26 protein-coding genes are annotated in these 23,062 nt (G+C 67.1%); 13 read left to right on the forward strand and 13 right to left on the reverse strand.

Annotation, left to right across the window (positions count from 1 at the left end):
* Positions 1-89 precede the first annotated feature (89 nt).
* The 3 genes from V3B46_RS04300 to purE form a co-directional block, all read right to left on the reverse strand.
* Entirely contained in the window at positions 90-431 is a 342-nt protein-coding gene (locus tag V3B46_RS04300; protein ID WP_019659022.1) for a carboxymuconolactone decarboxylase family protein, read from the reverse strand.
* 112 nt (positions 432-543) lie between these two features.
* Positions 544-1,692, reverse strand: a complete 1,149-nt coding sequence (locus V3B46_RS04305; protein WP_329891209.1) for a 5-(carboxyamino)imidazole ribonucleotide synthase — start codon at positions 1,690-1,692, stop codon at positions 544-546.
* Positions 1,689-2,192 carry a 5-(carboxyamino)imidazole ribonucleotide mutase gene (gene purE, locus V3B46_RS04310; RefSeq protein ID WP_005412808.1) on the reverse strand — a complete coding sequence of 168 codons (504 nt, stop codon included), beginning with the start codon at positions 2,190-2,192 and terminating at the stop codon, positions 1,689-1,691. Before purE ends, V3B46_RS04305 begins: the two co-directional genes overlap by 4 nt.
* Positions 2,193-2,250: 58 nt before the next feature.
* Between purE and V3B46_RS04315 the strand changes: the two genes are divergently transcribed.
* From V3B46_RS04315 to V3B46_RS04330, 4 genes are all read left to right on the forward strand, one after another.
* A complete protein-coding gene (locus tag V3B46_RS04315) occupies positions 2,251-2,520 on the forward strand; it encodes a Trm112 family protein (protein ID WP_032128883.1) in 270 nt (89 codons plus the stop codon).
* Positions 2,517-3,368, forward strand: coding sequence for a carboxylating nicotinate-nucleotide diphosphorylase (gene nadC, locus V3B46_RS04320; RefSeq protein WP_049423252.1), 852 nt, complete (start codon positions 2,517-2,519; stop codon positions 3,366-3,368). The genes V3B46_RS04315 and nadC overlap by 4 nt, the downstream gene beginning before the upstream one ends.
* A 181-nt stretch (positions 3,369-3,549) precedes the next feature.
* Positions 3,550-4,551: a DUF2272 domain-containing protein gene (locus tag V3B46_RS04325; RefSeq protein ID WP_329891210.1), complete on the forward strand. Its 1,002-nt coding sequence runs from the start codon at positions 3,550-3,552 to the stop codon at positions 4,549-4,551.
* A gap of 67 nt (positions 4,552-4,618) precedes the next feature.
* On the forward strand, positions 4,619-4,969 hold the full coding sequence (locus tag V3B46_RS04330) for a DUF3301 domain-containing protein (protein ID WP_005408844.1): 351 nt from the start codon (positions 4,619-4,621) through the stop codon (positions 4,967-4,969).
* Between the two features lie 85 nt (positions 4,970-5,054).
* Here the strand turns inward: V3B46_RS04330 and V3B46_RS04335 are convergent, their stop codons facing one another.
* From V3B46_RS04335 to V3B46_RS04365, 7 genes are all read right to left on the reverse strand, one after another.
* On the reverse strand, positions 5,055-5,507 hold the full coding sequence (locus V3B46_RS04335) for a ClpXP protease specificity-enhancing factor (protein ID WP_019659028.1): 453 nt from the start codon (positions 5,505-5,507) through the stop codon (positions 5,055-5,057).
* A gap of 84 nt (positions 5,508-5,591) precedes the next feature.
* Positions 5,592-6,227 (reverse strand): glutathione S-transferase N-terminal domain-containing protein, encoded by a 636-nt coding sequence (locus V3B46_RS04340; protein WP_329891211.1) that lies wholly within the window; start codon positions 6,225-6,227, stop codon positions 5,592-5,594.
* Between the two features lie 134 nt (positions 6,228-6,361).
* Complete coding sequence (locus V3B46_RS04345) at positions 6,362-7,111, reverse strand: cytochrome c1 (RefSeq protein WP_329891212.1); 750 nt, start codon at positions 7,109-7,111, stop codon at positions 6,362-6,364.
* Entirely contained in the window at positions 7,104-8,363 is a 1,260-nt protein-coding gene (locus tag V3B46_RS04350) for a cytochrome b (protein WP_329891213.1), read from the reverse strand. Before V3B46_RS04350 ends, V3B46_RS04345 begins: the two co-directional genes overlap by 8 nt.
* Complete coding sequence (petA, locus tag V3B46_RS04355; protein WP_154263002.1) at positions 8,363-8,983, reverse strand: ubiquinol-cytochrome c reductase iron-sulfur subunit; 621 nt, start codon at positions 8,981-8,983, stop codon at positions 8,363-8,365. Before petA ends, V3B46_RS04350 begins: the two co-directional genes overlap by 1 nt.
* A 158-nt stretch (positions 8,984-9,141) precedes the next feature.
* On the reverse strand, positions 9,142-10,068 hold the full coding sequence (locus V3B46_RS04360) for a lytic transglycosylase domain-containing protein (RefSeq protein WP_154263001.1): 927 nt from the start codon (positions 10,066-10,068) through the stop codon (positions 9,142-9,144).
* 46 nt (positions 10,069-10,114) lie between these two features.
* Positions 10,115-11,083, reverse strand: a complete 969-nt coding sequence (locus V3B46_RS04365) for a helix-turn-helix transcriptional regulator (RefSeq protein ID WP_049423265.1) — start codon at positions 11,081-11,083, stop codon at positions 10,115-10,117.
* Positions 11,084-11,163: 80 nt separating this feature from the next.
* Here V3B46_RS04365 and V3B46_RS04370 point away from each other — a divergent pair, with 80 nt between their 5' ends.
* On the forward strand, positions 11,164-11,784 hold the full coding sequence (locus V3B46_RS04370) for a glutathione S-transferase family protein (protein WP_154262998.1): 621 nt from the start codon (positions 11,164-11,166) through the stop codon (positions 11,782-11,784).
* Between the two features lie 202 nt (positions 11,785-11,986).
* The gene (gene miaB / locus V3B46_RS04375; RefSeq protein ID WP_305100436.1) at positions 11,987-13,405 is read left to right on the forward strand and encodes a tRNA (N6-isopentenyl adenosine(37)-C2)-methylthiotransferase MiaB; all 1,419 of its coding nucleotides are present in this window, start codon (positions 11,987-11,989) and stop codon (positions 13,403-13,405) included.
* 66 nt (positions 13,406-13,471) lie between these two features.
* Here miaB and V3B46_RS04380 read toward each other — a convergent pair whose 3' ends face one another.
* Genes V3B46_RS04380 through V3B46_RS04390 form a run of 3 tightly spaced genes read right to left on the reverse strand, consistent with a single transcriptional unit; the run spans position 13,472 to position 16,481 of the window.
* Positions 13,472-14,584 carry an ABC transporter permease gene (locus tag V3B46_RS04380; RefSeq protein WP_329891214.1) on the reverse strand — a complete coding sequence of 371 codons (1,113 nt, stop codon included), beginning with the start codon at positions 14,582-14,584 and terminating at the stop codon, positions 13,472-13,474.
* Complete coding sequence (locus V3B46_RS04385; RefSeq protein ID WP_154262995.1) at positions 14,581-15,504, reverse strand: ABC transporter ATP-binding protein; 924 nt, start codon at positions 15,502-15,504, stop codon at positions 14,581-14,583. The genes V3B46_RS04380 and V3B46_RS04385 overlap by 4 nt, the downstream gene beginning before the upstream one ends.
* Positions 15,505-15,524: 20 nt before the next feature.
* Positions 15,525-16,481, reverse strand: a complete 957-nt coding sequence (locus tag V3B46_RS04390) for an HlyD family secretion protein (protein ID WP_329891215.1) — start codon at positions 16,479-16,481, stop codon at positions 15,525-15,527.
* A 484-nt stretch (positions 16,482-16,965) separates the two neighbouring features.
* Between V3B46_RS04390 and V3B46_RS04395 the strand changes: the two genes are divergently transcribed.
* The 7 genes from V3B46_RS04395 (at position 16,966) to V3B46_RS04425 (ending at position 22,893) form a co-directional block, all read left to right on the forward strand.
* A complete protein-coding gene (locus tag V3B46_RS04395; RefSeq protein WP_005415936.1) occupies positions 16,966-17,952 on the forward strand; it encodes a PhoH family protein in 987 nt (328 codons plus the stop codon).
* Positions 17,949-18,434 (forward strand): rRNA maturation RNase YbeY, encoded by a 486-nt coding sequence (gene ybeY / locus V3B46_RS04400; RefSeq protein WP_072166760.1) that lies wholly within the window; start codon positions 17,949-17,951, stop codon positions 18,432-18,434. The genes V3B46_RS04395 and ybeY overlap by 4 nt, the downstream gene beginning before the upstream one ends.
* Before the next feature lie 62 nt (positions 18,435-18,496).
* Complete coding sequence (locus tag V3B46_RS04405) at positions 18,497-19,084, forward strand: hypothetical protein (protein ID WP_329891216.1); 588 nt, start codon at positions 18,497-18,499, stop codon at positions 19,082-19,084.
* Positions 19,084-19,671, forward strand: coding sequence for a hypothetical protein (locus V3B46_RS04410; RefSeq protein WP_329891480.1), 588 nt, complete (start codon positions 19,084-19,086; stop codon positions 19,669-19,671). The genes V3B46_RS04405 and V3B46_RS04410 overlap by 1 nt, the downstream gene beginning before the upstream one ends.
* 64 nt (positions 19,672-19,735) lie before the next feature.
* On the forward strand, positions 19,736-20,617 hold the full coding sequence (locus V3B46_RS04415) for a CorC family transporter (RefSeq protein WP_154262990.1): 882 nt from the start codon (positions 19,736-19,738) through the stop codon (positions 20,615-20,617).
* A complete protein-coding gene (locus V3B46_RS04420) occupies positions 20,614-21,864 on the forward strand; it encodes a lipoprotein N-acyltransferase Lnb domain-containing protein (protein ID WP_329891217.1) in 1,251 nt (416 codons plus the stop codon). Before V3B46_RS04415 ends, V3B46_RS04420 begins: the two co-directional genes overlap by 4 nt.
* Positions 21,865-21,870: 6 nt before the next feature.
* A complete protein-coding gene (locus V3B46_RS04425) occupies positions 21,871-22,893 on the forward strand; it encodes a magnesium and cobalt transport protein CorA (RefSeq protein ID WP_088025514.1) in 1,023 nt (340 codons plus the stop codon).
* Positions 22,894-23,062 lie beyond the last annotated feature (169 nt).

Below are 23,062 nucleotides of genomic sequence, written 5' to 3' on the forward strand. Positions count from 1 at the left end.
CGCGCCGCGTGCCCCCCCGCCCTTTCTCTCTCCACGGCGGGCCCCCCCCCCCCCCCCCCCCCCCCACTACCGGGAAACAGAACGGAGCTTCACGCGTTCTCGTGCGCGGCCACCGCGTCCATGACCCGTGCCGAGTACACCAGCGCCGCGCCGGCATTGAGCGACACCGCCACGCCCAGCGCCTCGGCGATTTCCTCGCGGCTGGCGCCGTGCTTCAGCGCTGCATCCACATGCACGGTGATGCAGCCGTCGCAGCGGGTGGTCACTGCCACCGCCAGTGCGATCAGCTCGCGGGTCTTGGCATCAAGATGGTTGGTCTGCGCGCCCGCATTGGCCAGGGTCGCATAGCCCTTGACCGTATCCGGCGAGAGCTTGCCGATCTCGCCGATGCGACCCTTCAGCTCCTTGCGGTAGGCATTCCAGTCGAGCATGGGGGTGACTCCTGTGAAAGGAGCTCCACGCTACCACCGGGAGTGTTGCGCCGATGCCTGCACCGGCGCGTCACAGCGTTGCATTGCCGGCCAGCGGCCGGCACTACCGGGCTCAACGATTGCGCAGCGCGTGCACTGCCGGCGCCACCTGGGCCTGGCGGTCCAGTTCCAGACCCACCTGGTCCAGTGCATCGGCCAGTGCAGCAGCATCATCATCGCGCAGCGTGGCATGCCCCACCTTGCGACCTTCGCGCGGCTCCTTGCCATAGTCATGCCAATGGCCGCTGGCCTGGGCCAGCACCGGCGCCGGGTCCGGCATAGCGCCCAGCCAGTTCAGCATGCAGGCATGGCCGAGCATGCGGGTGCTGCCCAGCGGCAGGCCCAGCACGGCGCGCAGGTGATTCTCGAACTGCGAGGTCTCGCTGCCTTCGATGGTCCAGTGGCCGGAGTTGTGCACGCGCGGCGCCATCTCGTTGGCCAACAGCTCGCCATCGCGGCAGAACAGCTCCAGCGCGAACACGCCGACATACTGCAGGTGCTCGGCGACGCGACGGGCATAGCCGATCGCGGCCTCGTGCTCGGCGCCCGACAACACGGCCGGCGCCACGCTGGCCGACAGCACGCCGTCGACGTGCCAGTTGCCGGTGACCGGCCAGGCCTCGAAGCTGCCATCGCGGCCGCGCACGGCAACCACGCTGACCTCGCGCTGGAAGGCCACGAAGCCTTCCAGGATCAGCCCGGTGCGCTCGACCTGCGCACCCAGCGCATCCCACGCGGCATCGATGTCGGCGTCGCTGCGCAGGCGGAACTGACCCTTGCCGTCGTAACCGAGGCGGCGGGTCTTGAGGATGCACGGCAGGCCGAACTCGGCAGCCTTCGCCGCCAACTCGTCACGGCTGCGGATGTCAGCGAAGGCCGGCAGCGGAACTCCCAGCTGCTGGAACAGGGTCTTCTCGCTCAACCGGTCCTGGGCCACGGCCAGCGCGGCCGGCGGCGGGTAGACCGGCACGCGGTCGGCCAGGAACTGTGCGCTGTCGGCCGGCACGTTCTCGAAATCGAAGGTGACCACGTCGACCTTGGCGGCGAACTCCGCCAACGCCTGGCGGTCATCGAAGGCACCGACGGTGAGCGGCGCCAGCGGGCCGCTGCAGGCGTCGGCTGCCGGGTCGTACAGTTCGAAGCGCAGTCCCAGCGGTGCACCGGCCAGTACCATCATGCGGGCGAGCTGGCCGCCGCCCAGGATGCCGACGGTCAGGCTCATTGGCGCGGATCGTCGTGGGCCATCACGTCCTCGGTCTGGCGTGCGCGGAACGCGTCAAGCGCCTGGCCGATCGCCGGCTGGTCGCTGGCCAGCATCGCGGCGGCGAACAGCGCGGCGTTGGAGGCGCCGGCATTGCCGATGGCGAAGGTGGCGACCGGGATGCCGGCCGGCATCTGCACGATCGACAGCAGCGAATCCATGCCGTTGAGGGCCTTGGACTGCACCGGCACGCCCAGCACCGGCACGGCGGTCTTGGCGGCGATCATGCCCGGCAGGTGCGCGGCCCCGCCGGCACCGGCAATGATCGCGCGCAGGCCACGCGGGCCCGCCTGCTCGGCGTAACTGAACAACACATCCGGCGTCCGATGCGCGGACACTACCTTCACTTCGAACGGAACACCCAGAGCTTCAAGCTTCTGGGCGGCGTGCTGCATGGTTTCCCAGTCGGAACGGGAACCCATGACGATGCCGACAAGCGGCGCGATCGGGTTGGGGGTCATTGGCCGTCACCTGCCTTAAAGACGTATTCTAGCCGTCTTCCACGCAAGACGAAGAACCATGGATCGCAAGCTGCTCGACCTGCTGGTGTCGCCGGACACCCGCCAGCCCCTGTCCCTGCTGGATGGCAAGGGCCTGGAAGCCCTCAACAAGGCCATTTCCACCGGCGCGGTGAACAAGGCCGATGGCAACCCGCTGGCGCAGCCGCTGCGCGAAGCGCTGGTCACCCGCGACCGCAAGCAGGTGTTCCGCGTTGACGACGGCATCCCGGTGCTGCTGGCCGAGGAAGCCATCCCGACCGCCCAGATCGCCGACTTCCCGGCCGCATGAGCGCGCTGCCGACGCCGGATGCGGCCGTTGTCGCCGCCGATGTCGCGCGTGCGCTGGCCGAGGACCTGGGCAGCGGCGACGTCACCGCCGCCCTGCTGCCCGACCAGGCCGACAGCGCCTACCTGCTGTGCAAGCAGGACGGGGTGATCGCCGGCCGCCCCTGGTTCGACGCCACCCACCGCGCGCTCGATCCGGACGTGCGCATCGAATGGCATGTCTCCGAGGGCGACACGGTCACCGCCGGCACCGTACTGGCGCTGCTGCACGGCCGAAGCCGCAGCCTGGTCAGCGCCGAACGCACCTCGCTGAACTTCCTGCAGACGCTGTCCGGCACCGCCACGACAACCGCCCGCTACGTGGCGGCCGTGGCCGGCACCGGCACGCGCATCCTCGACACCCGCAAGACCCTGCCCGGCCTGCGCCTGGCGCAGAAGTACGCGGTGCGCTGCGGCGGTGGAGAGAACCACCGCTTCGGCCTGTACGACACGGTGATGCTCAAGGAAAACCACATCCGCGCTGCCGGTTCACTGGCCGCAGCCGTGGCTGCCGCGCGCCGGCAATGGCCCGCGCTGCCGCTGGTGGTCGAGGTGGAGGATCTGGCGCAGCTGCGCCAGGCGCTGGAAGCCGGTTGCGAACGCATCCTGCTGGATGACTTCAGCCCCGACCTGCGGCGCGAGGCGGTGCGCATCACGGCCGGCCGCATTCCACTGGAAGTGTCCGGCAGCGTGGGCCTGGGTGGCCTGCGTTCGATCGCCGAGGACGGCGTGGACTGCATTTCCATTGGCGGCCTGACCAAGCACGTGCAGGCGATTGATCTGTCGCTGAAGCTGGGCCCGCCGCCGGGCTGAGGCCTGCAAGATCTTGTAGAGCCGAGCCTACGCTCGGCTGCCTATCTATTTGCGGCACGCCCTGCGCGCGCTTCGCGCGATGAGCCGAGCATGGGCTCGGCTCTACACGACCCGGGACGCCTTCACGGCTCGGCCACGCCGTCCTCTGCGACGCTGCGGGCATCCCCCACAGGAGCCGCGCATGCGCCGGATGCTCTTGCCTGCCTGCCTGCTGCTCGCGGCAGTCCCCTTGTCCGCAGCGGCCGCCGAAGCCTGCGATGTGCCGCCCCGCTTCGGCCTGAGCCCGTTGGCGGTGGCCATCCGCAATACCGCCTGCAACGAGCACCGGCTGTGGTTCCGGCCCTTCATTGATCGCGATGGCCGCGCCGCCAGCCTCAGCGTCACCGAAGCCGAAAGCGATCACCTGGCCGACAACGGCCTGATCGCCTGGCAGCGCGTGGCCGGCTACTGGCGCAACAGCGGCACGCTCAACGCGATGGGCAGCATCGCCGGCGCCAGCAGCTGCCTGGCACCACTGGGTACGCGCTACACCGACAGCGACTGCCGCGCCTTCCTGGTCGACAACCCGTGGTCAGCCGCGTTCATTTCCTGGGTGATGGTGCAGTCCGGCGTTCCCGGCTTCAACACCTCGCCACGCCACATCGACTACATCCGTGCCGCGTACCAGGGCGGCCCCTCGGGCGTGCCGTACCGGCTGGTCGATCCCGCGGCCGCAAAGCCCGCACCGGGCGACCTGCTGTGTTTCCTGCGCGACCGCAGCACTACGCTCAGCTACAGCGGGCTGGTGCAGGCACTGGGCAATGGCTCGGTGGGCCACTGGAAATCACATTGTGAAGTGGTGGTAGCGGCCAATCTTGGCGGCGACCAGACCCTGTACCTGGTCGGCGGCAACGTGATGAACACCGTGGCGATGCGGCTGCTGCCGCTGGACCGCACCGGGCTGATCAAGCTGCCGCCCGCGCGCGAACGCAACAGCACCGGCATCGACCCCAGCTGCACGCCGGGCCGCGAGGACGAATGCAGCTTCAACCGCCAGGACTGGGCTGCGCTGCTGCAGTTGACCGCCACATCACCGCTGGTGATGCCCTCGCCCACTGCGACGCCGATGCAGCCCGCCCCGGCACCGCAACCGGTCATCGTGCCCGCGCAGCCGGTATCCGCCGAACCGCAGACGCGGCGGTGAATCCAGCGCTTGATCCAGCGCGCGTTCGCCGCCATCTTTGCCGGATCGACCTCTGACGGCTGACGCCATGCCCACCCTGCTACTGTTGCTGATTGCCGGCGGAATCATCTACTTCTTCTGGAACGCTGCGCGTTCGGCCGCCGAGCGCGCGGTCGAGCTGGGACGCAATGCCTGCCGCGCAGCCGACGTGCAATGGCTGGACCAGGCGGTGCACGCTACCGGCCTGCGCCTTTCGCGCGGCGAGGATGGCCGGCTCGGTTTCGAGCGCACGTTCAAGTTCGAGTATTCCTACGATGGCATCGATCGCCACGTGGGCCGCATGGTGCTGCGCGGCGACCAGTTGATCTCGTTCACCGGCCCGGGCGCGGCGCGGATCAGCCAGATCCGCGCGGATGTGGACGATGCCGAGGATGTCTAAGGGCTTTGAGTGCCGACCAACGGTCGGCACCCACCGGTAAATCCTGCGAAGAAAAACGCCGCCCACCGGGGCGGCGTCGGAACGGTTACTTGACCACGCGCAGGTTCGGGCGGCCCTTCGGCGGCGGGCTGGCCGGCGGCGTATCGTCCGGCGGTGTGCCTTCCTCGTGCAGCAGTTCGTCGCTGGTCGGCGCAGTTTCGCTGCCCGGAATGTCATCCGGCAGTGCCATGCCCTGCCCGGTCTCGCGGGCGTAGACGGCCAGCACGGCGCTGATCGGCACCTGCACCGGGTAGCTGGTGCCGGAGAAGCGCGCCGAGAAGCTCACCATCTCGTTGTCGATCATCAGCCGCACGACAGCACGTTCGGCGATGTTGAGCACCACCCGGCCATCCTTGACCGCCGAAGGCGGGACCTGCACGCCGGGGACGCCGGCGTCGACCAGGATGTGCGGGGTCAGCTGGTTGTCGTTGATCCATTCCACCAGCGCCCGCAGCAGGTACGGGCGGTGGCTGGTCATGTGGAAGAAGTCTTCGGTCATGCGTGAAGTGTACGCGCCCGGCGCCCTGCCGGGGCGGATCGCCTGCACGCCGGTCGGCGTGCAGACGGGTAAAGCAAGGCGGGATCAGCCCGGCAGTTCGCGCAGCTTCTTTTCCTGGTCGGTCAGGCTGCGGACAAAACCCGGATGGCGGAAGATGCGGTTGCCGTAGTCTTCAATCGCCTTGCCGTCCTTCGGCAGCGGCACATCCAGCGACTGCAGGCGCCAGATGATCGGCGCCATCGCGCAGTCGGCCAGGCTCATTTCCGGGTTGAGGAAGAACTTGCTGGCCTTGAACAGTGGCAACGAGGCCGTCAGCAGTTCTTTCAGGCGCTTGCGACCGGCCTCGGCCTGGGTCTTGTTGCCCAGCTGGATGGCCTGCACCTGCGGCACCCAGTCGTGCTCGATGCGCAGCATGGCCAACCGGATGCGGGCACGTGACAGCGGATCGACCGGCATCAGCGGCGGATGCGGGTAGCGCTCGTCCAGGTACTCGCTGACCACCGACGCGGCGTAAAGCACCAGTTCGCGTTCGACCAAGGTCGGCACCGAGTGGTACGGATTGAGGTCGATCAGGTCTTCAGGCGGGTTCTGTGGATCGACCGGAACGAAGTCGAAGGTCACACCCTTGGCCGCCAGGACCAGGCGTACACGGTGGCACAGTACATCGTCGTTCGAGGAAAACAGCGTCAGTGTATTGCGCATGCGTACGCTCGCCGCCATCAAAGGCTCTCCCACGACAGGAGACCGCCTGCCGCATCGGCGCCGCCGGCACCGTGCCAGCGATCGACTCCTCCCCGAGTGTGCAACCGACCATCACAAAAGCCAATAGGCCCGTGCGATGGCCGGCGGCAGATTCAGTGAACGTCCTTCCAGTATTCCTTCTTCAGCAGGTACAGCAGGAAGGTCAGCAGGGCCAGGAACAGGATCACCCACACGCCCAGCTGCTGGCGCTTGAGCGCCGCCGGTTCACCGGCGTATTCGAGGAAGTTGGTGATGTCACGCACGGCCTGGTCGTACTGTCCGGCATCGACGTTGCCTGGCGTTTCCAGGCGCAGGCCGGTCACCGGCGGGTCCATGCCCGGCGCCTCCGGCTTGCCATGCACGGCATGCTGCAGGCCCTGCATTTCCCACAGCGGGTTGGGCATGGACGCGTTGGCGAACAACGCGTTGTTCCAGCCCAGCGGCCGGCTGCTGTCCAGGTAGAACGACTTGAGATAGGTGTAGACCCAGTCACTGCCGCGCACCCGCGAGATCAGGCTGAGGTCCGGTGGCATCTTGCCGAACCACTTTTCGGCATTCTCCTTGGGCATCGCCACCGGGACCGGGTCGCCGATCGCCGAGCCGGTGAAGTTGAGGTTGTTCATCACCTCTTCCTCGGTCAGGCCCAGGTCCTGCGCCATCCGCGAATAGCGCAGGTACTTCAGCGCATGGCAGCCGGAGCAGTAGTTCATGTACAGCTGCGCGCCGCGCTGCAGCGAGGCGCGGTCACCGAGGTCGTTGCCGGCCTGCAGCAGCTTGGTGCCGCCTTCGGCGGCGGAGGCCAGGAAACTGCCCAGCATCAGGGTGGCCGTCAGGGCCAGCCGGACCATCCAGCGCTCAGTCATGCGTGGTCACCCTCTCCGGTACCGGCTTGGTCCTGTCCAACCGTGTCCATAGCGGCATGGTGATGAAGAACGCGAAGTACAGGAAGGTCAGCACCCGCCCGATGTAGGTCTCGTGCACGTCGGTGCCCGGGCCGGAACCGATCACGCCCAGCCAGACGAAGCACACCGCCAGTACGCCCAGCATCACCCTCGAGATCCAGCCGCGGTAGCGCACCGATTTCACATTCGCCTTGTCCAGCCACGGCACCAGGAACAGGATCGCGATGGCCGAGAACATCACCAGCACGCCGCCCAGCTTGTTCGGCACCACGCGCAACATCGCGTAGTACGGCGTGTAGTACCAGACCGGCTTGATGTGCTCCGGAGTCACCAGGCGGTTGGCCTCGGTGAAGTTGTCGTGCTCCAGGAACAGGCCGCCGAAACCGGGCGCGAAGAAGATGATGAAGGCGGCGATGATCAGCAGGAAGCCGGCGCCGACACCATCCTTGAGCGTGTAGTACGGGTGGAACGGAATGCCGTCGGCCGGTGCGTTCGGCGACCAGCGGTTGCCCTTCGGCCCCTTCTTGATCTCCACGCCATCGGGATTGTTCGAACCCACTTCGTGCAGCGCGCCCAGGTGCAGCACCACCAGCAGCAGCAACACCAGCGGCAAGGCGATGACGTGCAGCGCGAAGAAGCGGTTGAGCGTGGCGTCACTGGGCAGGTAGTCGCCCATGATCCACTCGGTCAGGCCGTTGCCGATCACCGGTATCGCGCCGAACAGCGAGATGATCACCTTGGCGCCCCAGAACGACATCTGGCCCCAGGGCAGCACGTAGCCCATGAACGCTTCGGCCATCAGCACCAGGTAGATCAGCATGCCCAGGATCCACACCAGCTCGCGCGGCTTCTGGTAGCTGCCGTACAGCAGGCCGCGGAACATGTGCAGGTAGACCACGATGAAGAACAGCGAGGCTCCGGTGGAGTGCATGTAGCGGATCAGCCAGCCCCACTCCACATCACGCATGATGTATTCAATGGAGCCGAACGCCTCGGCGGCGTTGGTCTTGTAGTGCATCGTCAGGAAGATGCCGGTGACGATCTGGTTGACCAGCACCAGCAGCGCCAGCGAACCGAAGTAGTACCAGATGTTGAAGTTCTTCGGCGCGTAGTACTCGCTGACGTGCTTGCGGTAGATCGGCATCAGCCCCGGTGCGCGGGCGTTGACCCAGTCGGCGACGCCGGTGGCGGTACGGCTGAGGATATTGGCCATCAGGCAGCCCCCTGCGGATCAACACCGATGATGACGGTGTTGTCGTCCTGGTAGTGGTGCGGTGGCACCAGCAGGTTGATCGGCGCCGGCACGTCCTTGAAGACGCGGCCGGACATGTCGAAGCGCGATTTGTGGCAGGGGCAGAAGTAGCCGCCCTTCCATTGCGGATCATAGGGCTCGGGACGGATCTCGGCGACCATTTCCGGCGAGCAGCCCAGGTGCGTGCACAGCCCGACCAGCACCGAGATGTCCGGCTTGATCGAGCGCAGCTCGGGGTTCTGCTTCAGCACGTACTCCGGCTGCTGGTCCTTCTCGCCGGACTCGGGGTCCTTGAGACGGCCGTCCAGCCCGTGCAGCGCATCGAGGATCGCCTTGGACCGTTTGACGATCCAGATCGGCTGGCCGCGCCATTCCACGATCAGGCGTTGGCCTTCCTGCAGGGCGCTGATGTCGGCCACCACCGGTGCGCCGGCAAGCTTGGCGCGGGCACTGGGGTTCCAGGATTTGATGAAAGGAACTGCGGTGAATCCGACGCCGACGGCGCCCACCACGGCTGTGGTGGCAGAAAGAAAACGCCGACGTCCGGTGTTGACTGGATCGTGTACCCCATCGTTGGCCATCCGGCACTCCGATATTGATTAGGTAGCTTTAAGGCTGCCAGCGGATCCGGTGGGGGCCAGAGCCGCATTGAATCACGGTCGAGTGTAGCGGAACCGTCGCGCGCCACACAACGCATTGCAACAACTCTTTCAAAGGCGTGCCGACTAACAGTCGGCACCTACTGGTGACTGAGGGCGGTGCGGTAACGCTCGGCCAGCTGCCCGACCCGGCGCACGTAGTACTGGGTTTCGCTGTAGGGCGGTACGCCACCATGGCGGTCGACCGCGCCTTCGCCGGCGTTATAGCCGGCGGCGGCAAGGGTCAGGTCGCCATTGAAGCGCTTCAGCAGCCATGCAAGATACTGCACGCCGCCACGGATGTTCTGCCCGGCATCGTAGGAGTCACTGACACCGAAGCGCGCGGCGGTTGGCGGCATCAGCTGCATCAGGCCCTGGGCACCGGCGCGGCTGAGCGCGGTCGGGTTGTAGGCCGACTCGGCGTGGATGATCGCGCGCACCACCGCCTCTTCCACGCCGAACTCGCGCGCGGCCGAGGTGATCTCGGTCTGGAAGGCCGAGGTGTTCAGGCGCACGGTGCCGAAGTCCACGCGTGGATTGACCCCGCACGCGTAGCAGCGCTCCATGAAGCTGTAGCGGATGGTCCGCACCGGGCCGAGATTGGCGACCTGGGTCGGGCGCGCACTGGTGTAGTGGCGCACGCCGTCCTTCATGAAGGAATAGACCTGGCCACTGACCATGCGTCCGGCGCGTGGGGCGACCGGCTGTGCTGGAGCAGCTGCGGGCGCGGATGCAGGTGTCGGCGCGACCGCTGCCGGCGTTGCGGCGCTGGCGGCAACGGCCACCGGATTGCGTTCGATGCTGGCCACCGTGGTCGGCGTCGGCCTTGGCGCGGCCACCACCGGGCGCGGCGCCGGACGGGTGTCGCGGCTGTAGCTGATGGTGCTGCAGCGCGCACCGGCCACCCGCTTGCTCACATAACTGGTGACGCCGTCAGGGCCCTGGCACTTGTACAGGGTTCCGGCGCTGGCCGGCGCAGCGGTCAGCGCAGCGATGATGATCGCCGTTGTCCCCAGTATCCCCTTCATGGCGGCGAGTGTCCCAGCTTCGCCGGGGCTTGCCAAGCGATGTGGCTCAGCCTGTGACCGACGGCACAGCCAGCACCTGGCCCAGCCCGGCCAGGCGCTGGGCCAGTTCGTCGCGCAGGCCCGGCGGCGTGGTCCACAGCGCCACCGGCACCCGGTCCAGGCTCAGGATCTGCGCCAGCATCATGCCCCGGCTCTCAGCACCCATGCGCAGCAGGCAGTGCTCGGCGCCGTCCGCCTCCAGCACTCCGCACCAGGGCGGAATGCGACCTTCCAGCTCAGCGCGGCTGCCGGCCAGACGGACGATGGCCTGCAGCGCGAACGGGGCCTGGCTGACCGCCTGCCGCACCATCACGTCCGGCGGCGCGGGGGTGCGCCGGTGCATGCCCGGCTCTGCACATTCCCGCACCGTTCCCATCCGGTCCACGCGCAGGGTACGCCAGTCCTGGCGTCCCAGATCCCAGGCCAGCAGGTACCAGCGCCGCCCGTAGTTGACCAGGTGCTGGGCCTCGACCTCGCGCAGGGTGACGGCCTCCTGCGCACTGCGGTATTCGAAGGCCAGCCGTGACGCCTGCCGACAGTACTGGGCCAGCCGCCCGAGCACGCGCGCATCGGTGGACGGAAGATCAGACAGGGTGGCGGTCGCTGCATGCACCTCGCCGGCCTGCTGGCGGCGACGGGTCGGTACCAGCGGGTCGAGCTTGGACAGCAGGCCACGCGCGGTGTCGTCGATACCGGCGACGGTGGCCGAGGCCGCGCGCAGGGCGATGGCCAGGGTGGTCGCCTCTTCCTCATCCAACAGCATGGGAAGTACTGGTGCCCCTGCCCCCAGCTGGTAGCCGCCGCCGACCCCGGATGAGGCCTGCACCGGATAGCCCAGTTCGCGCAGGCGCTCGATGTCACGGCGGATGCTGCGCCGGTCCACACCCATGCGCTCGGCCAACTCGGCCCCGGACCACTGGCGGCGGGCCTGCAGCAGGGCGATCAGGCGCAACAGTCGATGGGCGGTATGGCGCATGAAAAATCGAGGACAGAAGTCGTCCTCAATAGTGCCTCAGGATGGCCTCCAGTTCACCACCCACCGCAAGGAGCAATGCCATGACATCCCGTCAGATCACCCTGTACCACGCCGCCCGTTCACGCTCGAGCGGCGCCGTGGCCCTGCTCGAAGCGCTGGGTGCCGACTACCGCATGCAGGTGCTGGACCTGAAGGCCGGCGCCAACCTGGCCCCGGCCTACCTGGCCATCAATCCGATGGGCAAGGTGCCGGCCATCGTCCACAACGGCGCACTGGTGACCGAACAGGTGGCGATCTACCTGTACCTGGCCGACCTGTACCCGGAAGCCGGGCTGGCCCCGCCGATCGGCGATGCCCTGCGCGGCCCCTACCTGCGCTGGATGGCCTTCTACGGCGCCTGTTTCGAGCCGGCGATGATCGACAAGGCAATGCACCGCGAGCCGCCGCCGCGCCTGATGTCGCCCTACAACGACGCGGAGACGGTGCTGCAGGTGATCGAAGCCCAGCTGGCACAGGGGTCGTACCTGCTCGGCGAGACGATGAGCGCCGCCGACGTGCTGTGGGGCAATGCGCTGGCCTGGACCACCGCCTTCGGCCTGGTGCAGCCGGCGCCGGCAACGGCTGATTACATTGCACGGATGAGTGCGATGACCGCCTTTGACCGTTCGCGGCAGATCGATGCGGAGCTGGCAGCGGCTTAAGCGCACCCGCCGGGCACGGCCCGGCGCTACCGGGGGGGCGGACCCGGAATTCCAGAAGATCCACGCCATGCGTGGATGACCCGCCCGCCGTGCCTGCGGGACGGAAAGCAGCCAGGCATGGCCTGGCTCTACTGGGCCGGCGCACGCGCCGGGATGCGGGTAGAATTGCCCGCTTTCCCGCCACCCGAATGGATTAAGCGCCATGACCGGGACGCCAGACGTCTTTCCGCCCGCCGCGCCGGGCGGTACCCCGCTCGTTGCCCTGCCCGCTGGTCCGCGCAAGCCCGACCAGGTCAAGGGCAAGCTGTACATCAAGACCCACGGTTGCCAGATGAACGAGTACGACTCGGCCAAGATGGCCGACGTGCTTGCCGCCAGCGATGGGCTGGAATTGACCGACAGCCCGGACGACGCCGACGTCATCCTGGTCAATACCTGCTCCATCCGCGAGAAAGCGCAGGAGAAGGTATTCAGCCAGCTGGGCGTGTGGAAGGGCCTGAAGAACAAGGGCCGCGAGGTCATCATTGGCGTGGGCGGCTGCGTTGCCTCGCAGGAAGGCGAGGCAATCATCAAGCGCGCGCCGTTCGTCGACCTGGTGTTCGGCCCGCAGACCCTGCACCGCCTGCCGGAACTGATCCGTGCACGGCGCGAGCAGAAGCGCCCGCAAGTGGACATCAGCTTCCCCGAGATCGAGAAGTTCGACCGCCTGCCCGAGCCACGCGCCGAAGGTGCGTCGGCGTTCGTCTCGATCATGGAAGGTTGTTCCAAGTACTGCTCTTTCTGCGTGGTGCCCTACACCCGCGGCACCGAAGTCAGCCGCCCGTTCGAGGACGTGGTGGTGGAAGTGGCGCAGCTGGCCGCGCAGGGCGTGCGTGAGATCAACCTGCTCGGCCAGAACGTCAATGCCTACCGCGGCCCGTATGGCGACGGCGAGTTTGCCGACCTCGGCCTGCTGATCCGCACCATCGCCGAGATCGACGGCGTCGGCCGCATCCGCTTCACCACCTCGCACCCGCTGGAGTTCAGCGATTCGCTGATCGATGCGTTCCGCGACGTGCCGCAGCTGGCCAACTTCCTGCACCTGCCCGTGCAGGCCGGCAGTGACCGCGTACTGTCGGCGATGAAGCGTGGCTACACTGCACTCGAATTCAAGTCGAAGATCCGCAAGCTGCGCGCGGTGCGCCCGGACATCTCGATCAGCTCGGACTTCATCGTCGGCTTCCCCGGCGAGACCGATGCCGATTTCGAGAAGACCATGAAGCTGATCGAGGACATCGGCTTCGACCACAGCTTCTCCTTCATCTATTCGCGTCGCCCGGGCACGCCGGCCGCGGATCTGGAGGACACGATCAGCGATGCCGAGAAGCACGCACGCCTGTCGCGCCTGCAGGAACGCATCAATGCGCACGCTGCCGGCATTTCCGAAAAGATGGTCGGCACCGTGCAGACGGTGCTGGTGGAAGGGCCCTCGCGGAAGAACCCGAACGAACTGACCGGCAAGACCGAGAACATGCGTTCGGTGAATTTCCCGGCGCCGGCACGATTGATCGGCCAGTTCGTGGACGTGGTGATCACCGAAGCGCTGACCAATTCGCTGCGCGCGCGCGTGGTGGCGGAATAAGGCGTGCCGGCCAACGGTCGGCACCCACCGCGGTAGTTGTGGATGCCGACCGTTGGTCGGCATTCCCTAATCCAGGCGTTTGCGGAAACGCAGGATGGCCAGGGTCATCATCACCACGATGAAGGCCAGCAGCGCCAGCGCATCGTGCCACAGCTCCCACAGCGAGGCGCCGCGCAGCATGATGCCGCGCACCAGGCGCAGGAAGTGGGTCAGCGGCAACACCTCGGCCAGCCACTGCACCGGCCGTGGCATGCCGGCGAACGGGAACATGAAGCCCGACAACAGGATCGACGGCAGGAACAGGAACAGCGTCATCTGCATCGCCTGGAACTGCGAGCGCGCACGCGTGGAAATCAGCAGGCCCAGCGCCAGGTTGGCCAGCACCAGCAGCACCGCGGCCAGATAGATGTCCAGCAGGCTGCCGCGGATCGGCACCTGGAACAGCCAGGTGCCCAGCACCAGTACCAGCGTGGTCTGCAGCAGGCCGATGGCCGCATAGGGCAGCACCTTGCCGACCATCAGTTCGCTGCGCGACACCGGCGTGGCGATCAGCAGTTCCATGTTGCCGCGCTCGCGTTCGCGTACCACCGCCACGGCCGTGAACATCACCAGGGTCATGGTCAGGATCACCCCGATCAGGCCCGGCACGATGTTCACCGCCGAACGCCGTTGCGGGTTGTAGAAGCTGGTCACGCTGATCGGACCACCAGCGATGCTGCCTTCGCGCAGCGGCCGCGTGTTGCTGGCCGGGCGCGTATCCAGCGGCACCTGTGCCAGCTGGATCGCTGCGCTCTGTACCACGGTGTCGCTGCCATCGACCAGCACCTGTACCGCCTCGCGTCCATCGAAGCGACGACGCTCGAAGTCGGCCGGCACCACGATGCCGACACTGATTTCGCCACGGCGCAGCGCCTGCATCAGTTGATCGTGCGTGTACGCCTCGCTGCGCGGCGTGATCACGCCGGTGGCGACCATGTCCTGCACCAGCGCGCGAGAGGCCGCGCTGTTGGCCTGGTCGGCGACACCGGCGTTGAGATGGCGCAGGTTGAGATTGATCGCGTAGCCGAACAGCAGCAGCTGCATCACCGGAATGCCGACGATCATCGCCAGCGTGATGCGGTCGCGGCGCAGCTGCCGCAGCTCCTTCAGCATGATCGCCCACAGGCGGCGCAGGTTCATGCCGCCGGCTCCCGGCCACGGCCGCGGGTGGCTGCCACGAACACGTCCTCCAGGTTCGGTGCCACCGCCTCGATGCGGGCCTGCGGATCGGCGCTGGCCAGCGCGCGCCGCAATGCGGCGGCGTCCGCGACATCCTCGCTGCACAGTACTCGCAGCTGGGTGCCGATCTGCGCCACGCTCAGCACGCCGGGCAGCTCAGACAGTGCGCGGCTGGCCTGGCGCGGCTGCGTCGAGGTGACCTGCAGCGTGCGGCCGTCCAGCCGTGCACACAGTTCGGCCGGCGTGCCGTCGGCAACCAGCGCGCCTCGATCGAGGATCGCCAGCCGGTGGCAACGCTCGGCCTCGTCCATGTAGTGGGTCGATACCAGCACCGTCGTACCGGCATCGGCCAGCTCGAACAGGGCTTCCCAGAAATCGCGGCGCGATTCGGGATCGACCGCACTGGTCGGCTCGTCCAGGAACAGCAGTTCGGGCGAATGCACCACGGCACCGGCCAGGGCCAGGCGCTGCTTCTGGCCACCACTGAGCGTGCCAGCCAGTTGTGGCTGGCGGTCCTGCAGCCGGTATTGCTGCAGCAGTTCGTCGACCCGCTGCCGGGCCTGTGCGCGCGGCAGGTCCTGGATGGCGGCGAGGAACTCCAGGTTCTCGCGCACCGACAGATCTTCATACAACGAGAAGCGCTGGGTCATGTAGCCGATGCGTCGGCGCAACGCTTCGGCCTGCTCGGGAACCGCCAACCCCAGCACCTCGATCTGCCCAGCGCTGGGTTCCAGCAGGCCGCACAGCATGCGGATGGTGGTCGACTTGCCCGACCCGTTCGGGCCCAGGAAGCCATAGACCTGGCCACGCGGTACCGTCAGGTCGACGTTGTCCACGGCCAGCAGCTCGCCGAAGCGGCGGCTCAGGCCCTGCGCATGCACCGCGATGTCCGCACCGGTGTTCAGAAGCGCACCTCTACCGGAAGACCCGCGGGCAGTTTCTGCATGTCGCTGTTCCCGTCCACTTCAATCTCGGCCAGATAGCTCAGGCGCTCGACGTCATCGCCGGTCAGTGCGTAGTACGGCGTGAACGATGGCTCGCTACGGATCGCACGTACATGCCCCTTCAGCACGGTTTTGCCGCCTTCCAGCTGTATCTGCGCGGCCTGCCCGACCTTGACCTGCAGCCGCAGCGGTTGCGGCAGGTAGACGCGCGCATAGGGGCGCTCGCCGACCAGCATCACTGCCAGCGGCGCACCAATCGGTGCCTGGTCACCCTGCCGGTAGGGCAATGCATCGACTACCCCGTCGCGCGGTGCACGCAACTGCAGCTTCTGCAGGTTCACGCTCTGTACCACCTGCTGTGCCCGTGCGGCATCGGCGGCCGCCTGGCCCTGGGCGATATCCTGCACACGGCTGCCGTGCACCCGCTCCAGCCAGGCCTGCTCGGCAGCACGCACGCTGGCCTCGGCATTGCCGGCCGCGGCGCGTGCTCGATCCAGTTCAGCGGCGGCAATCAAGCGCTGCTGTGCCAACGGCTGGACCCGTCGGTAATAGGCACTTGCTTCGGCAGCCTGTGCGCGCAACGCGGCCAGTTGCGCCTGGGCCTGTGCAATCTGCTCCTGGCGTGGGCCGATCTGCAGTTCTTCCAGCTGCGCCTGCGCACGCGCCGTATCAGCCTGCGCTGCGGCGAACTGCGCGTCGCCCCGCGCCGGGTCCAGCTGCATCAGCACGGTCCCGGCCTTGACCTGCTGGCCCTCGCGCACCTCCACCGTGGCGATCACTTCGGCCGCTGGCGCCGGCACCGTGATCCGGTCCCACTCCAGCGTGCCCAGCGCAGTCGGCGTTGACTGCCCACACCCCGCCAGCAGGCCGATGCCCGCCAGTCCGATTCCACGCATCCCGTTGCCGATGCCCATGCCATCCCCTCCTGCGACGGCGACACGGTGCCATGTGCCCCGTGCACCCTCAATGATTCCAATCAGCCCTGACGGTTTTTTCACCACGCGTGGGCACGCCTTTTGCTGCAAGGCTCCCCAGCACCTATCCACAGGTTGATTCGGCATCATTCCACAACCGCTGTGGAAATCCGGCAGGACCTGGCGCTGTTGCTCGCCCGGCAACGAAACCTGCACTGCCATCACGATGAATGCCCCCCCGTGCAGGCCCCCCGTGGCAGTGCTGCCGTAGCGACCGGCGACCATGACGCTTTTTTCACCAGGACCTCATGGGCCTTGTGGCACAAGCATTGCGAAGGTCTATCCACAGGTTTCCGCGTGCCCCGTCCACACCGGGTGTGGAAAACGCTGTATCGACCGTCTGCTGGCCGTGTGCCCGGCACGCGCGCTACCCTTGTCCTCCCTGAATACACTGCGGTGGAAGGCGTCCGCCCCACCCCAAGCAATGAAAAGCATCGATCATCGAGACTTCACCCTGTCGCCGGAAGACAACGAGCGACTGGCCAACCTGTGCGGCCCCTTCGACGGGCACCTGCGCCAGATCGAGCTGAAGCTCGGCGTGGAGATCGCAAATCGTGGCTTCGTGTTCCGCATCAGCGGGCCCAACGAAGCCATCGTCGAGGCGCAGAAGCTGGTTGAAGCGCTGTACGCCGAAGCCGGCGAAACCACCTTCGACAACCACGCCATCCACCTGCGCCTGGCGCAGGCCAATGTCGAGCAGATCGCCGAACGCTCCTATGAAGCACAGGACGTGGCGATCAAGGTCAAGCGCGGCACGGTACGCGGCCGCGGCGCCAACCAGGGCCGTTACCTGCACCAGATCGCCACCCACGACATCAACTTCGGCATCGGCCCGGCCGGTACCGGCAAGACCTTCCTGGCCGTGGCCAGCGCGGTCGAAGCACTGAACGAATCGCGGGTGCAGCGCCTGATCCTGGTGCGCCCGGCGGTGGAGGCCGGCGAAAAGCTGGGCTTCCTGCCCGGCGACCTGAGCCAGAAGGTCGACCCCTACCTGCGACCGCTGTACGACGCCCTGTACGAAATGATGGGCGTGGAGAAGGTGGTCAAGCTGCTGGAGAAGAACGTCATCGAGATCGCGCCGCTGGCCTACATGCGCGGCCGCACGCTCAACGATGCGTTCGTGATCCTGGACGAAGCACAGAACACCACCATCGAGCAGATGAAGATGTTCCTGACCCGCCTGGGCTACGGCTCCACTGCGGTGGTCACCGGTGACCTGACCCAGACCGACCTGCCCAAGCACGTGAAGTCCGGCCTGCGCGACGCCATCGACGTGCTGCGTGAGGTCGAAGGCGTCAGCTTCACCTTCTTCGAATCCCGTGACGTGGTCCGCCACCCGCTGGTCGCGCGCATCGTGAGCGCGTACGACCGCCGCGACCTGCATCAGATCCAACCTGGAGCAACTCCATGACCCGTGGTCCCGTGCGACTGGACGTCGCCGTCAGTTATGCCCTGCCGCGCACCGGCCTGCCGGCGGCGGTGAGTTTCCGCAAATGGGTGGCCGCTGCACTGAAAGGCCGCATCCGCGAAGCCGACCTGGCCATCCGCGTGGTCGATGCCAAGGAAGGGCAGTCGCTGAACCGCCATTACCGCGGCAAGGACTACGCGACCAACGTGCTCAGCTTCCCGGCCGAAGTGCCCGAAGGCCTGCCCAAGGGCGTCAAGTTCCCGCTGCTGGGTGACCTGGTGATCTGTGCACCGGTGGTGGCCCGCGAAGCCGACGAACAGGGCAAGGCGCTCAATGCGCATTACGCGCATCTGACCGTGCACGGCGTGCTGCACCTGCTCGGCTGGGACCACGAGGACGACAAGGAAGCAGAGGCGATGGAGCAGCTGGAGCGGGAGATCCTGGCCGAACTGGGCATCGACGATCCATACGCGGGCGAGCGCTGAGCGGGCCACCGCCCGTCGCCAAGAACACGAGAGGAACAAGGATGACCTCGGGTAACGGCTCAATGATGTTTGTGATCGGCGCCACCTTGTTCGCCATGCTGCTGGTGCTGGGCGCGTATGCCGTGCGCCGCACCAGTGCCCGCGAACCCAGCGGCAGGCACTGGCTGCTGCGCAGCCTGGCTCTGCTCTCGCCCGTGTGCCTGCTGGCCGGGCTGGCGATCGGCATGATCGGCCCCCACCTCACGACCAGAGCGGAACCCGCCCACCTGCCCGGGCTGTGGGAAACGTCGATGGTACTGATACTGGTCGGTGCCTTGACCCTGCCGGTGCTGTGGCGAACGCTGCTGCAGCAGCGGCTTGGCAGGCCAGCCAATGCACACCCGTTCTTCCACGCCAGCCGCACCTCGCTGCTGGTGCTGTTCGTGCTGGCTGTGATCTACATGAAAGTGGCCAGGACCGCCGCAGCGGAACTGATGCCCTGGCTGACCAGCCCGGGCCTGTGGCCGGCGATGGCGCGCATCGCGGGGCAATCGATGCAGGTCGCCATGCTTGCGGTCGTGCTGACCCTCTCACTGATGGTCGTGCGGCGGGCGATGACCGGTTTCCTGCGCCTTCTCAGCGGGCTGTTCAGGCGCTCGCCGGGGCTATGATGGCGGCCCTTTGCCTGCGGAAACCGACCGTGTCACTGCGCTGCTGCCTGCCCCTGCTCTGTGCCCTCGCCGCTCCCTCCGCATTCGCCACCAGCCTGGACCTGCCGGCCCTGATCGAATGCCGCCAGGGCGTGGCCGAGCAGGCCGCGCTGGCGCCGCTGCTGGCCGATCCGCTGAAGGCCGTGGCCCAGGGCCTGCAGCCGCTGCCGCAGGGCAACCAGTTCATGAGCGAGTTCCGGCTGGCCAGCCCGATCACCGTCTTCGGCCAACAGACCGAGCGGGTGGCGGTGGCCGGCGCCAGCGTCATGGCCGTCCTCGACCAGGCCGATCCACGCCCGCTGGCCAAGCGCCTGGCGCTGGAAACCGGCTACGACCAGGACGGCAAGTTCATGGCCGGCCGCGAGCTGGTCAGCCGCGACGTGACCGACCCGAAGACCGGCGAGGCCCAGATCGAGTCGATCATCCTCAGCGTCTCCACCGTGGCCTCTCACCCCGGCAAGACCCTGGCCGGCTGCACCTACAGCCTGGACCTGCCCGAAGAGGAGCCGGACCCGGGCGCCCCAACCCCGGCCACCGGCAGTCACTGACAGGCCGTCACATCCTGCTAGACTTGGGTCAACGCCCGGCCTGCCGGGTGCCTTTTTTCCAGAGATGTCAGAAGACGACAGTAGTAGCTCCCCTGTGGAGCACAGTGAAAAGAAGCGCGGCTGGCTTGAACGCCTGACCTCCGCCTTCTCCGGCGAACCCCATACCCGCGACGAGCTGGTCGCTGTCCTGCACACCGCGCAGGAAGAGGGTCTGATCGCCGCCGATACCCTGAAGATGATGGAAGGCGCCATTTCGGTGGCCGAGCTGACCGTGGGCGACGTGATGATTTCGCGCTCGCAGATGGTCTCGCTGCCGGTTGAAGCGCCCTTCCTGGAACTGATGAAGCAGGTGGTCGAATCCGGCCATTCGCGCTTCCCGGTGCACGGCGAGAACAAGGACGACATCCTTGGCATCCTGCTGGCCAAGGACCTGCTGCGCGGCGTGGTTGCCGACAACGGCCCGGCCAACGTGCGCGAGCTGCTGCGCCCGGCGGTGCTGATCCCGGAAGCGAAGAAGCTCAACGTGCTGCTGAAGGAATTCCGCCTGTCGCGCAACCACATGGCCATCGTGGTGGACGAGTACGGCGGTGTCGCCGGCCTGGTCACCATCGAGGACGTGCTGGAACAGATCGTCGGCGAGATCGACGACGAGCATGACGAGGCTGAAGATCCCTCGGCGCAGATCGCCATCCAGTCCGACGGCCAGTACGTGGTCGACGCACTGACCCCGATCGGCGACTTCAACGAGCGCTTCGGCGCCACCTTCTCCGACGAGGACTACGACACCATTGGTGGCCTGGTCACCGAGGCCGTGGGCCATCTGCCGGAAGTCGGTGACGAGCTGGCGCTGGACCGCTTCATGTTCCGCGTGGCCCGCGCCGATGCGCGCCGGGTACAGGCCTTCCACGTGACCGTGCTGCCGCCGGACGCGCAGGACGACGCTTGAAGCGCCGCGGCCTCATCCTCATGGTGTGGCTGGCACTGTGCGTGCTGGCCATGGCCCTGCCGCTGGCCGCCTTCGCGCAGCCGGCGGCAGCCACACCCGCCGTACCTGCGCCCAACGCTGAAGCCCCTGCCCCGCGCATCGGCGTGGTGACCATGCAGCCGGGCACGGTGTTCTTCGAACGCTTCGGCCATGACGCCATCGTCGTGGTCGATCCGCTCAGCGGCGAAGCGACCTCGTACAACTTCGGCTACTTCGATCCGTCCGAAGACGATTTCATCAGCCGCTTCGCACGCGGCGACATGATGTATTACCTGGTGGCGCTGCCGCTGCAGCAGGACCTGTCGTACTACGACGAGACCGGCCGCGGCGCCAGCGTGCAGTGGCTGGACCTGCGTCCGGACCAGGCACGCGCACTGGCCGCCGACCTGGCCGAACGGGCCAAGCCGGAGAACGCGCGCTACCACTACGATTACTACACCGCCAACTGCGCCACGATGGTGCGCGACACGGTGGACAAGGCATTGGGTGGCGGCCTGCAGTCACAGCTGGCCGGCCGTTCGCGCGGCAACACCTACCGCAGTGAATCGGTCCGCCTGGCCTCGCCTGCACCCTGGATGTGGCTGGGCTTCGATGTCGGCCTGGGGCCGTTCGCCGACCAGCCGCTGTCGCGCTGGCAGGAAGCCTTCGTGCCGATGCGCCTGGCCGATGCGCTGCGCCAGGCACGCAACAGCGATGGCCGGCCGCTGGTGCAGTCCGAACAGGAACTGCTGCCGCACCGCATCGACCCGGAGCCGAAGGAGTTCGCACGCCGCTGGTGGCCGTGGCTGCTGTGCGGCCTGGTGATCGCCGCCGGCGTGCTGGCACTGCGCCGCCGTCCGCGCCTGCTGGCGGGGCTGGCCCTGCCGTTCTGGCTGCTGTGCGCCCTGTTCGGTGGCGTGCTTGTGTTCCTGTGGGGCTTCAGCATCCACTACGCCGCGTGGGCCAACCGCAACCTGCTGTTGCTTTCGCCGCTGGCCGTGCTGCTGTTGCCCGGGGCGATCAGCCTGCTGCGCCGTCGCGTGCCGGGCCGCATGTTCAGGATCGTGCTGTGGCTGCTGGCGGTACAGGCGGTGGTCGCGCTGGTACTGCACTGGCTGAGCCTGCAGGCGCAGTACAACGTGCAGTGGATCGTGCTGTTGCTGCCGGTGCACACGGCACTGGCCTGGGTGCTTGGGCGGCGTCCTCACTTGTCGGAAACACGGCACTGACGCACGATGGCGGGCATGTCACTGCCCGCCTCCGCTTCCGCACCTGCCTCGGCCAACCCCGCCTGCGTCATCAACTGCGTCCACTACGATGACCAGGGCAAACGCCACGACATCAGCCTGGATGCCATCAGCGATGTCATCGCCAGTGGCAATGGCTTCGTCTGGGTCGGCCTGTATGACCCCAACGAAGACGTGCTGCTGAAACTGCAGGAGGAATTCTGCCTGCACGACCTGGCCATCGAGGATGCGCGCAACGCGCACCAGCGACCCAAGGTCGAGACCTACGGCAATTCGCAGTTCGTGGTGGTGACCACCGCGCAGATGGTCGACGAGCGTATCCAGTACGGTGAAACCCACGCCTTCCTCGGCCCGCGCTTTCTGGTCACGGTGCGCCACGGTGCCTCGCTGTCCTACGCGCCGGTACGTGCGCGGGTGGAACGCGAGCCGCAGCTGCTGAAGATGGGTCCGTCGTACTGCCTGTATGCGGTGACCGACTTCGTGGTCGACAACTACCTGCCCATCGTGCATCGCTTCCGCGACACCCTGGACCTGCTGGAAAAGGACATCTTCGCCGACACCTACAAGCGCAGCACGGTGGTGCGGCTGTACGAGCTCAAGCGCGAACTGAACAAGATGCGGATGGCGGTCGCGCCGCTGCAGGATGTGCTGGCGCAGCTGCGCCGCTACCAGGGCGAGCTGATCCCCGACGAAGTGAAGCTGTACATCCGCGACGTGCACGACCACGCGGTACGCATCAGCGATGTGATCGACACCCTGCGCGAGATGCTCGGTACCGCACTGAGCGTGAACCTGTCGCTGGTGACGCTGGCGCAGGGCGAGACGGTGAAGCGGCTGGGTGCATGGGCCGCGCTGCTGGCGGCGCCGACGCTGATCACCAGCTGGTACGGCATGAACTTCAGCCACATGCCCGAGTTGAACCAGCCGTGGGCGTACCCGTTGATGATCGTTGGCGTAGGTGGCGTGTGCGTGGGGCTGTACCGGTTGTTCAAGCGCGCGAAGTGGTTGTGACCTGCATTTCGTAGAGTCGAGCTTGCTCGACTGCTGTACGAGGCGTTGCGTAGAGTCGAGCTTGCTCGACTGATGCCTGTCAAAGCAGTCGAGCAAGCTCGACTCTACGAGAGCGCAGAGCAGTCGTGGCAGGCGCGACGCGTCAGAAGCGGACTCAGGCCCCGGAGTC

The sequence above is a fragment of the Stenotrophomonas sp. SMYL11 genome, from assembly GCF_036320005.1.
GTDB classification, from domain to species: domain Bacteria; phylum Pseudomonadota; class Gammaproteobacteria; order Xanthomonadales; family Xanthomonadaceae; genus Stenotrophomonas; species Stenotrophomonas maltophilia_A.

Excerpts from the sequence above, each read along its gene's own strand:
- V3B46_RS04300 (WP_019659022.1), bottom strand. The coding sequence starts at position 431 with ATGCTCGACTGGAATGCCTACCGCAAGGAGCTGAAGGGTCGCATCGGC.
- V3B46_RS04305 (WP_329891209.1), bottom strand. The coding sequence starts at position 1,692 with ATGAGCCTGACCGTCGGCATCCTGGGCGGCGGCCAGCTCGCCCGCATG.
- purE (WP_005412808.1), bottom strand. The coding sequence starts at position 2,192 with ATGACCCCCAACCCGATCGCGCCGCTTGTCGGCATCGTCATGGGTTCC.
- V3B46_RS04315 (WP_032128883.1), top strand. The coding sequence starts at position 2,251 with ATGGATCGCAAGCTGCTCGACCTGCTGGTGTCGCCGGACACCCGCCAG.
- nadC (WP_049423252.1), top strand. The coding sequence starts at position 2,517 with ATGAGCGCGCTGCCGACGCCGGATGCGGCCGTTGTCGCCGCCGATGTC.
- V3B46_RS04325 (WP_329891210.1), top strand. The coding sequence starts at position 3,550 with ATGCGCCGGATGCTCTTGCCTGCCTGCCTGCTGCTCGCGGCAGTCCCC.
- V3B46_RS04330 (WP_005408844.1), top strand. The coding sequence starts at position 4,619 with ATGCCCACCCTGCTACTGTTGCTGATTGCCGGCGGAATCATCTACTTC.
- V3B46_RS04335 (WP_019659028.1), bottom strand. The coding sequence starts at position 5,507 with ATGACCGAAGACTTCTTCCACATGACCAGCCACCGCCCGTACCTGCTG.
- V3B46_RS04340 (WP_329891211.1), bottom strand. The coding sequence starts at position 6,227 with ATGGCGGCGAGCGTACGCATGCGCAATACACTGACGCTGTTTTCCTCG.
- V3B46_RS04345 (WP_329891212.1), bottom strand. The coding sequence starts at position 7,111 with ATGACTGAGCGCTGGATGGTCCGGCTGGCCCTGACGGCCACCCTGATG.
- V3B46_RS04350 (WP_329891213.1), bottom strand. The coding sequence starts at position 8,363 with ATGGCCAATATCCTCAGCCGTACCGCCACCGGCGTCGCCGACTGGGTC.
- petA (WP_154263002.1), bottom strand. The coding sequence starts at position 8,983 with ATGGCCAACGATGGGGTACACGATCCAGTCAACACCGGACGTCGGCGT.
- V3B46_RS04360 (WP_154263001.1), bottom strand. The coding sequence starts at position 10,068 with ATGAAGGGGATACTGGGGACAACGGCGATCATCATCGCTGCGCTGACC.
- V3B46_RS04365 (WP_049423265.1), bottom strand. The coding sequence starts at position 11,083 with ATGCGCCATACCGCCCATCGACTGTTGCGCCTGATCGCCCTGCTGCAG.
- V3B46_RS04370 (WP_154262998.1), top strand. The coding sequence starts at position 11,164 with ATGACATCCCGTCAGATCACCCTGTACCACGCCGCCCGTTCACGCTCG.
- miaB (WP_305100436.1), top strand. The coding sequence starts at position 11,987 with ATGACCGGGACGCCAGACGTCTTTCCGCCCGCCGCGCCGGGCGGTACC.
- V3B46_RS04380 (WP_329891214.1), bottom strand. The coding sequence starts at position 14,584 with ATGAACCTGCGCCGCCTGTGGGCGATCATGCTGAAGGAGCTGCGGCAG.
- V3B46_RS04390 (WP_329891215.1), bottom strand. The coding sequence starts at position 16,481 with ATGGGCATCGGCAACGGGATGCGTGGAATCGGACTGGCGGGCATCGGC.
- V3B46_RS04395 (WP_005415936.1), top strand. The coding sequence starts at position 16,966 with ATGAAAAGCATCGATCATCGAGACTTCACCCTGTCGCCGGAAGACAAC.
- ybeY (WP_072166760.1), top strand. The coding sequence starts at position 17,949 with ATGACCCGTGGTCCCGTGCGACTGGACGTCGCCGTCAGTTATGCCCTG.
- V3B46_RS04405 (WP_329891216.1), top strand. The coding sequence starts at position 18,497 with ATGATGTTTGTGATCGGCGCCACCTTGTTCGCCATGCTGCTGGTGCTG.
- V3B46_RS04410 (WP_329891480.1), top strand. The coding sequence starts at position 19,084 with ATGGCGGCCCTTTGCCTGCGGAAACCGACCGTGTCACTGCGCTGCTGC.
- V3B46_RS04415 (WP_154262990.1), top strand. The coding sequence starts at position 19,736 with ATGTCAGAAGACGACAGTAGTAGCTCCCCTGTGGAGCACAGTGAAAAG.
- V3B46_RS04425 (WP_088025514.1), top strand. The coding sequence starts at position 21,871 with ATGGCGGGCATGTCACTGCCCGCCTCCGCTTCCGCACCTGCCTCGGCC.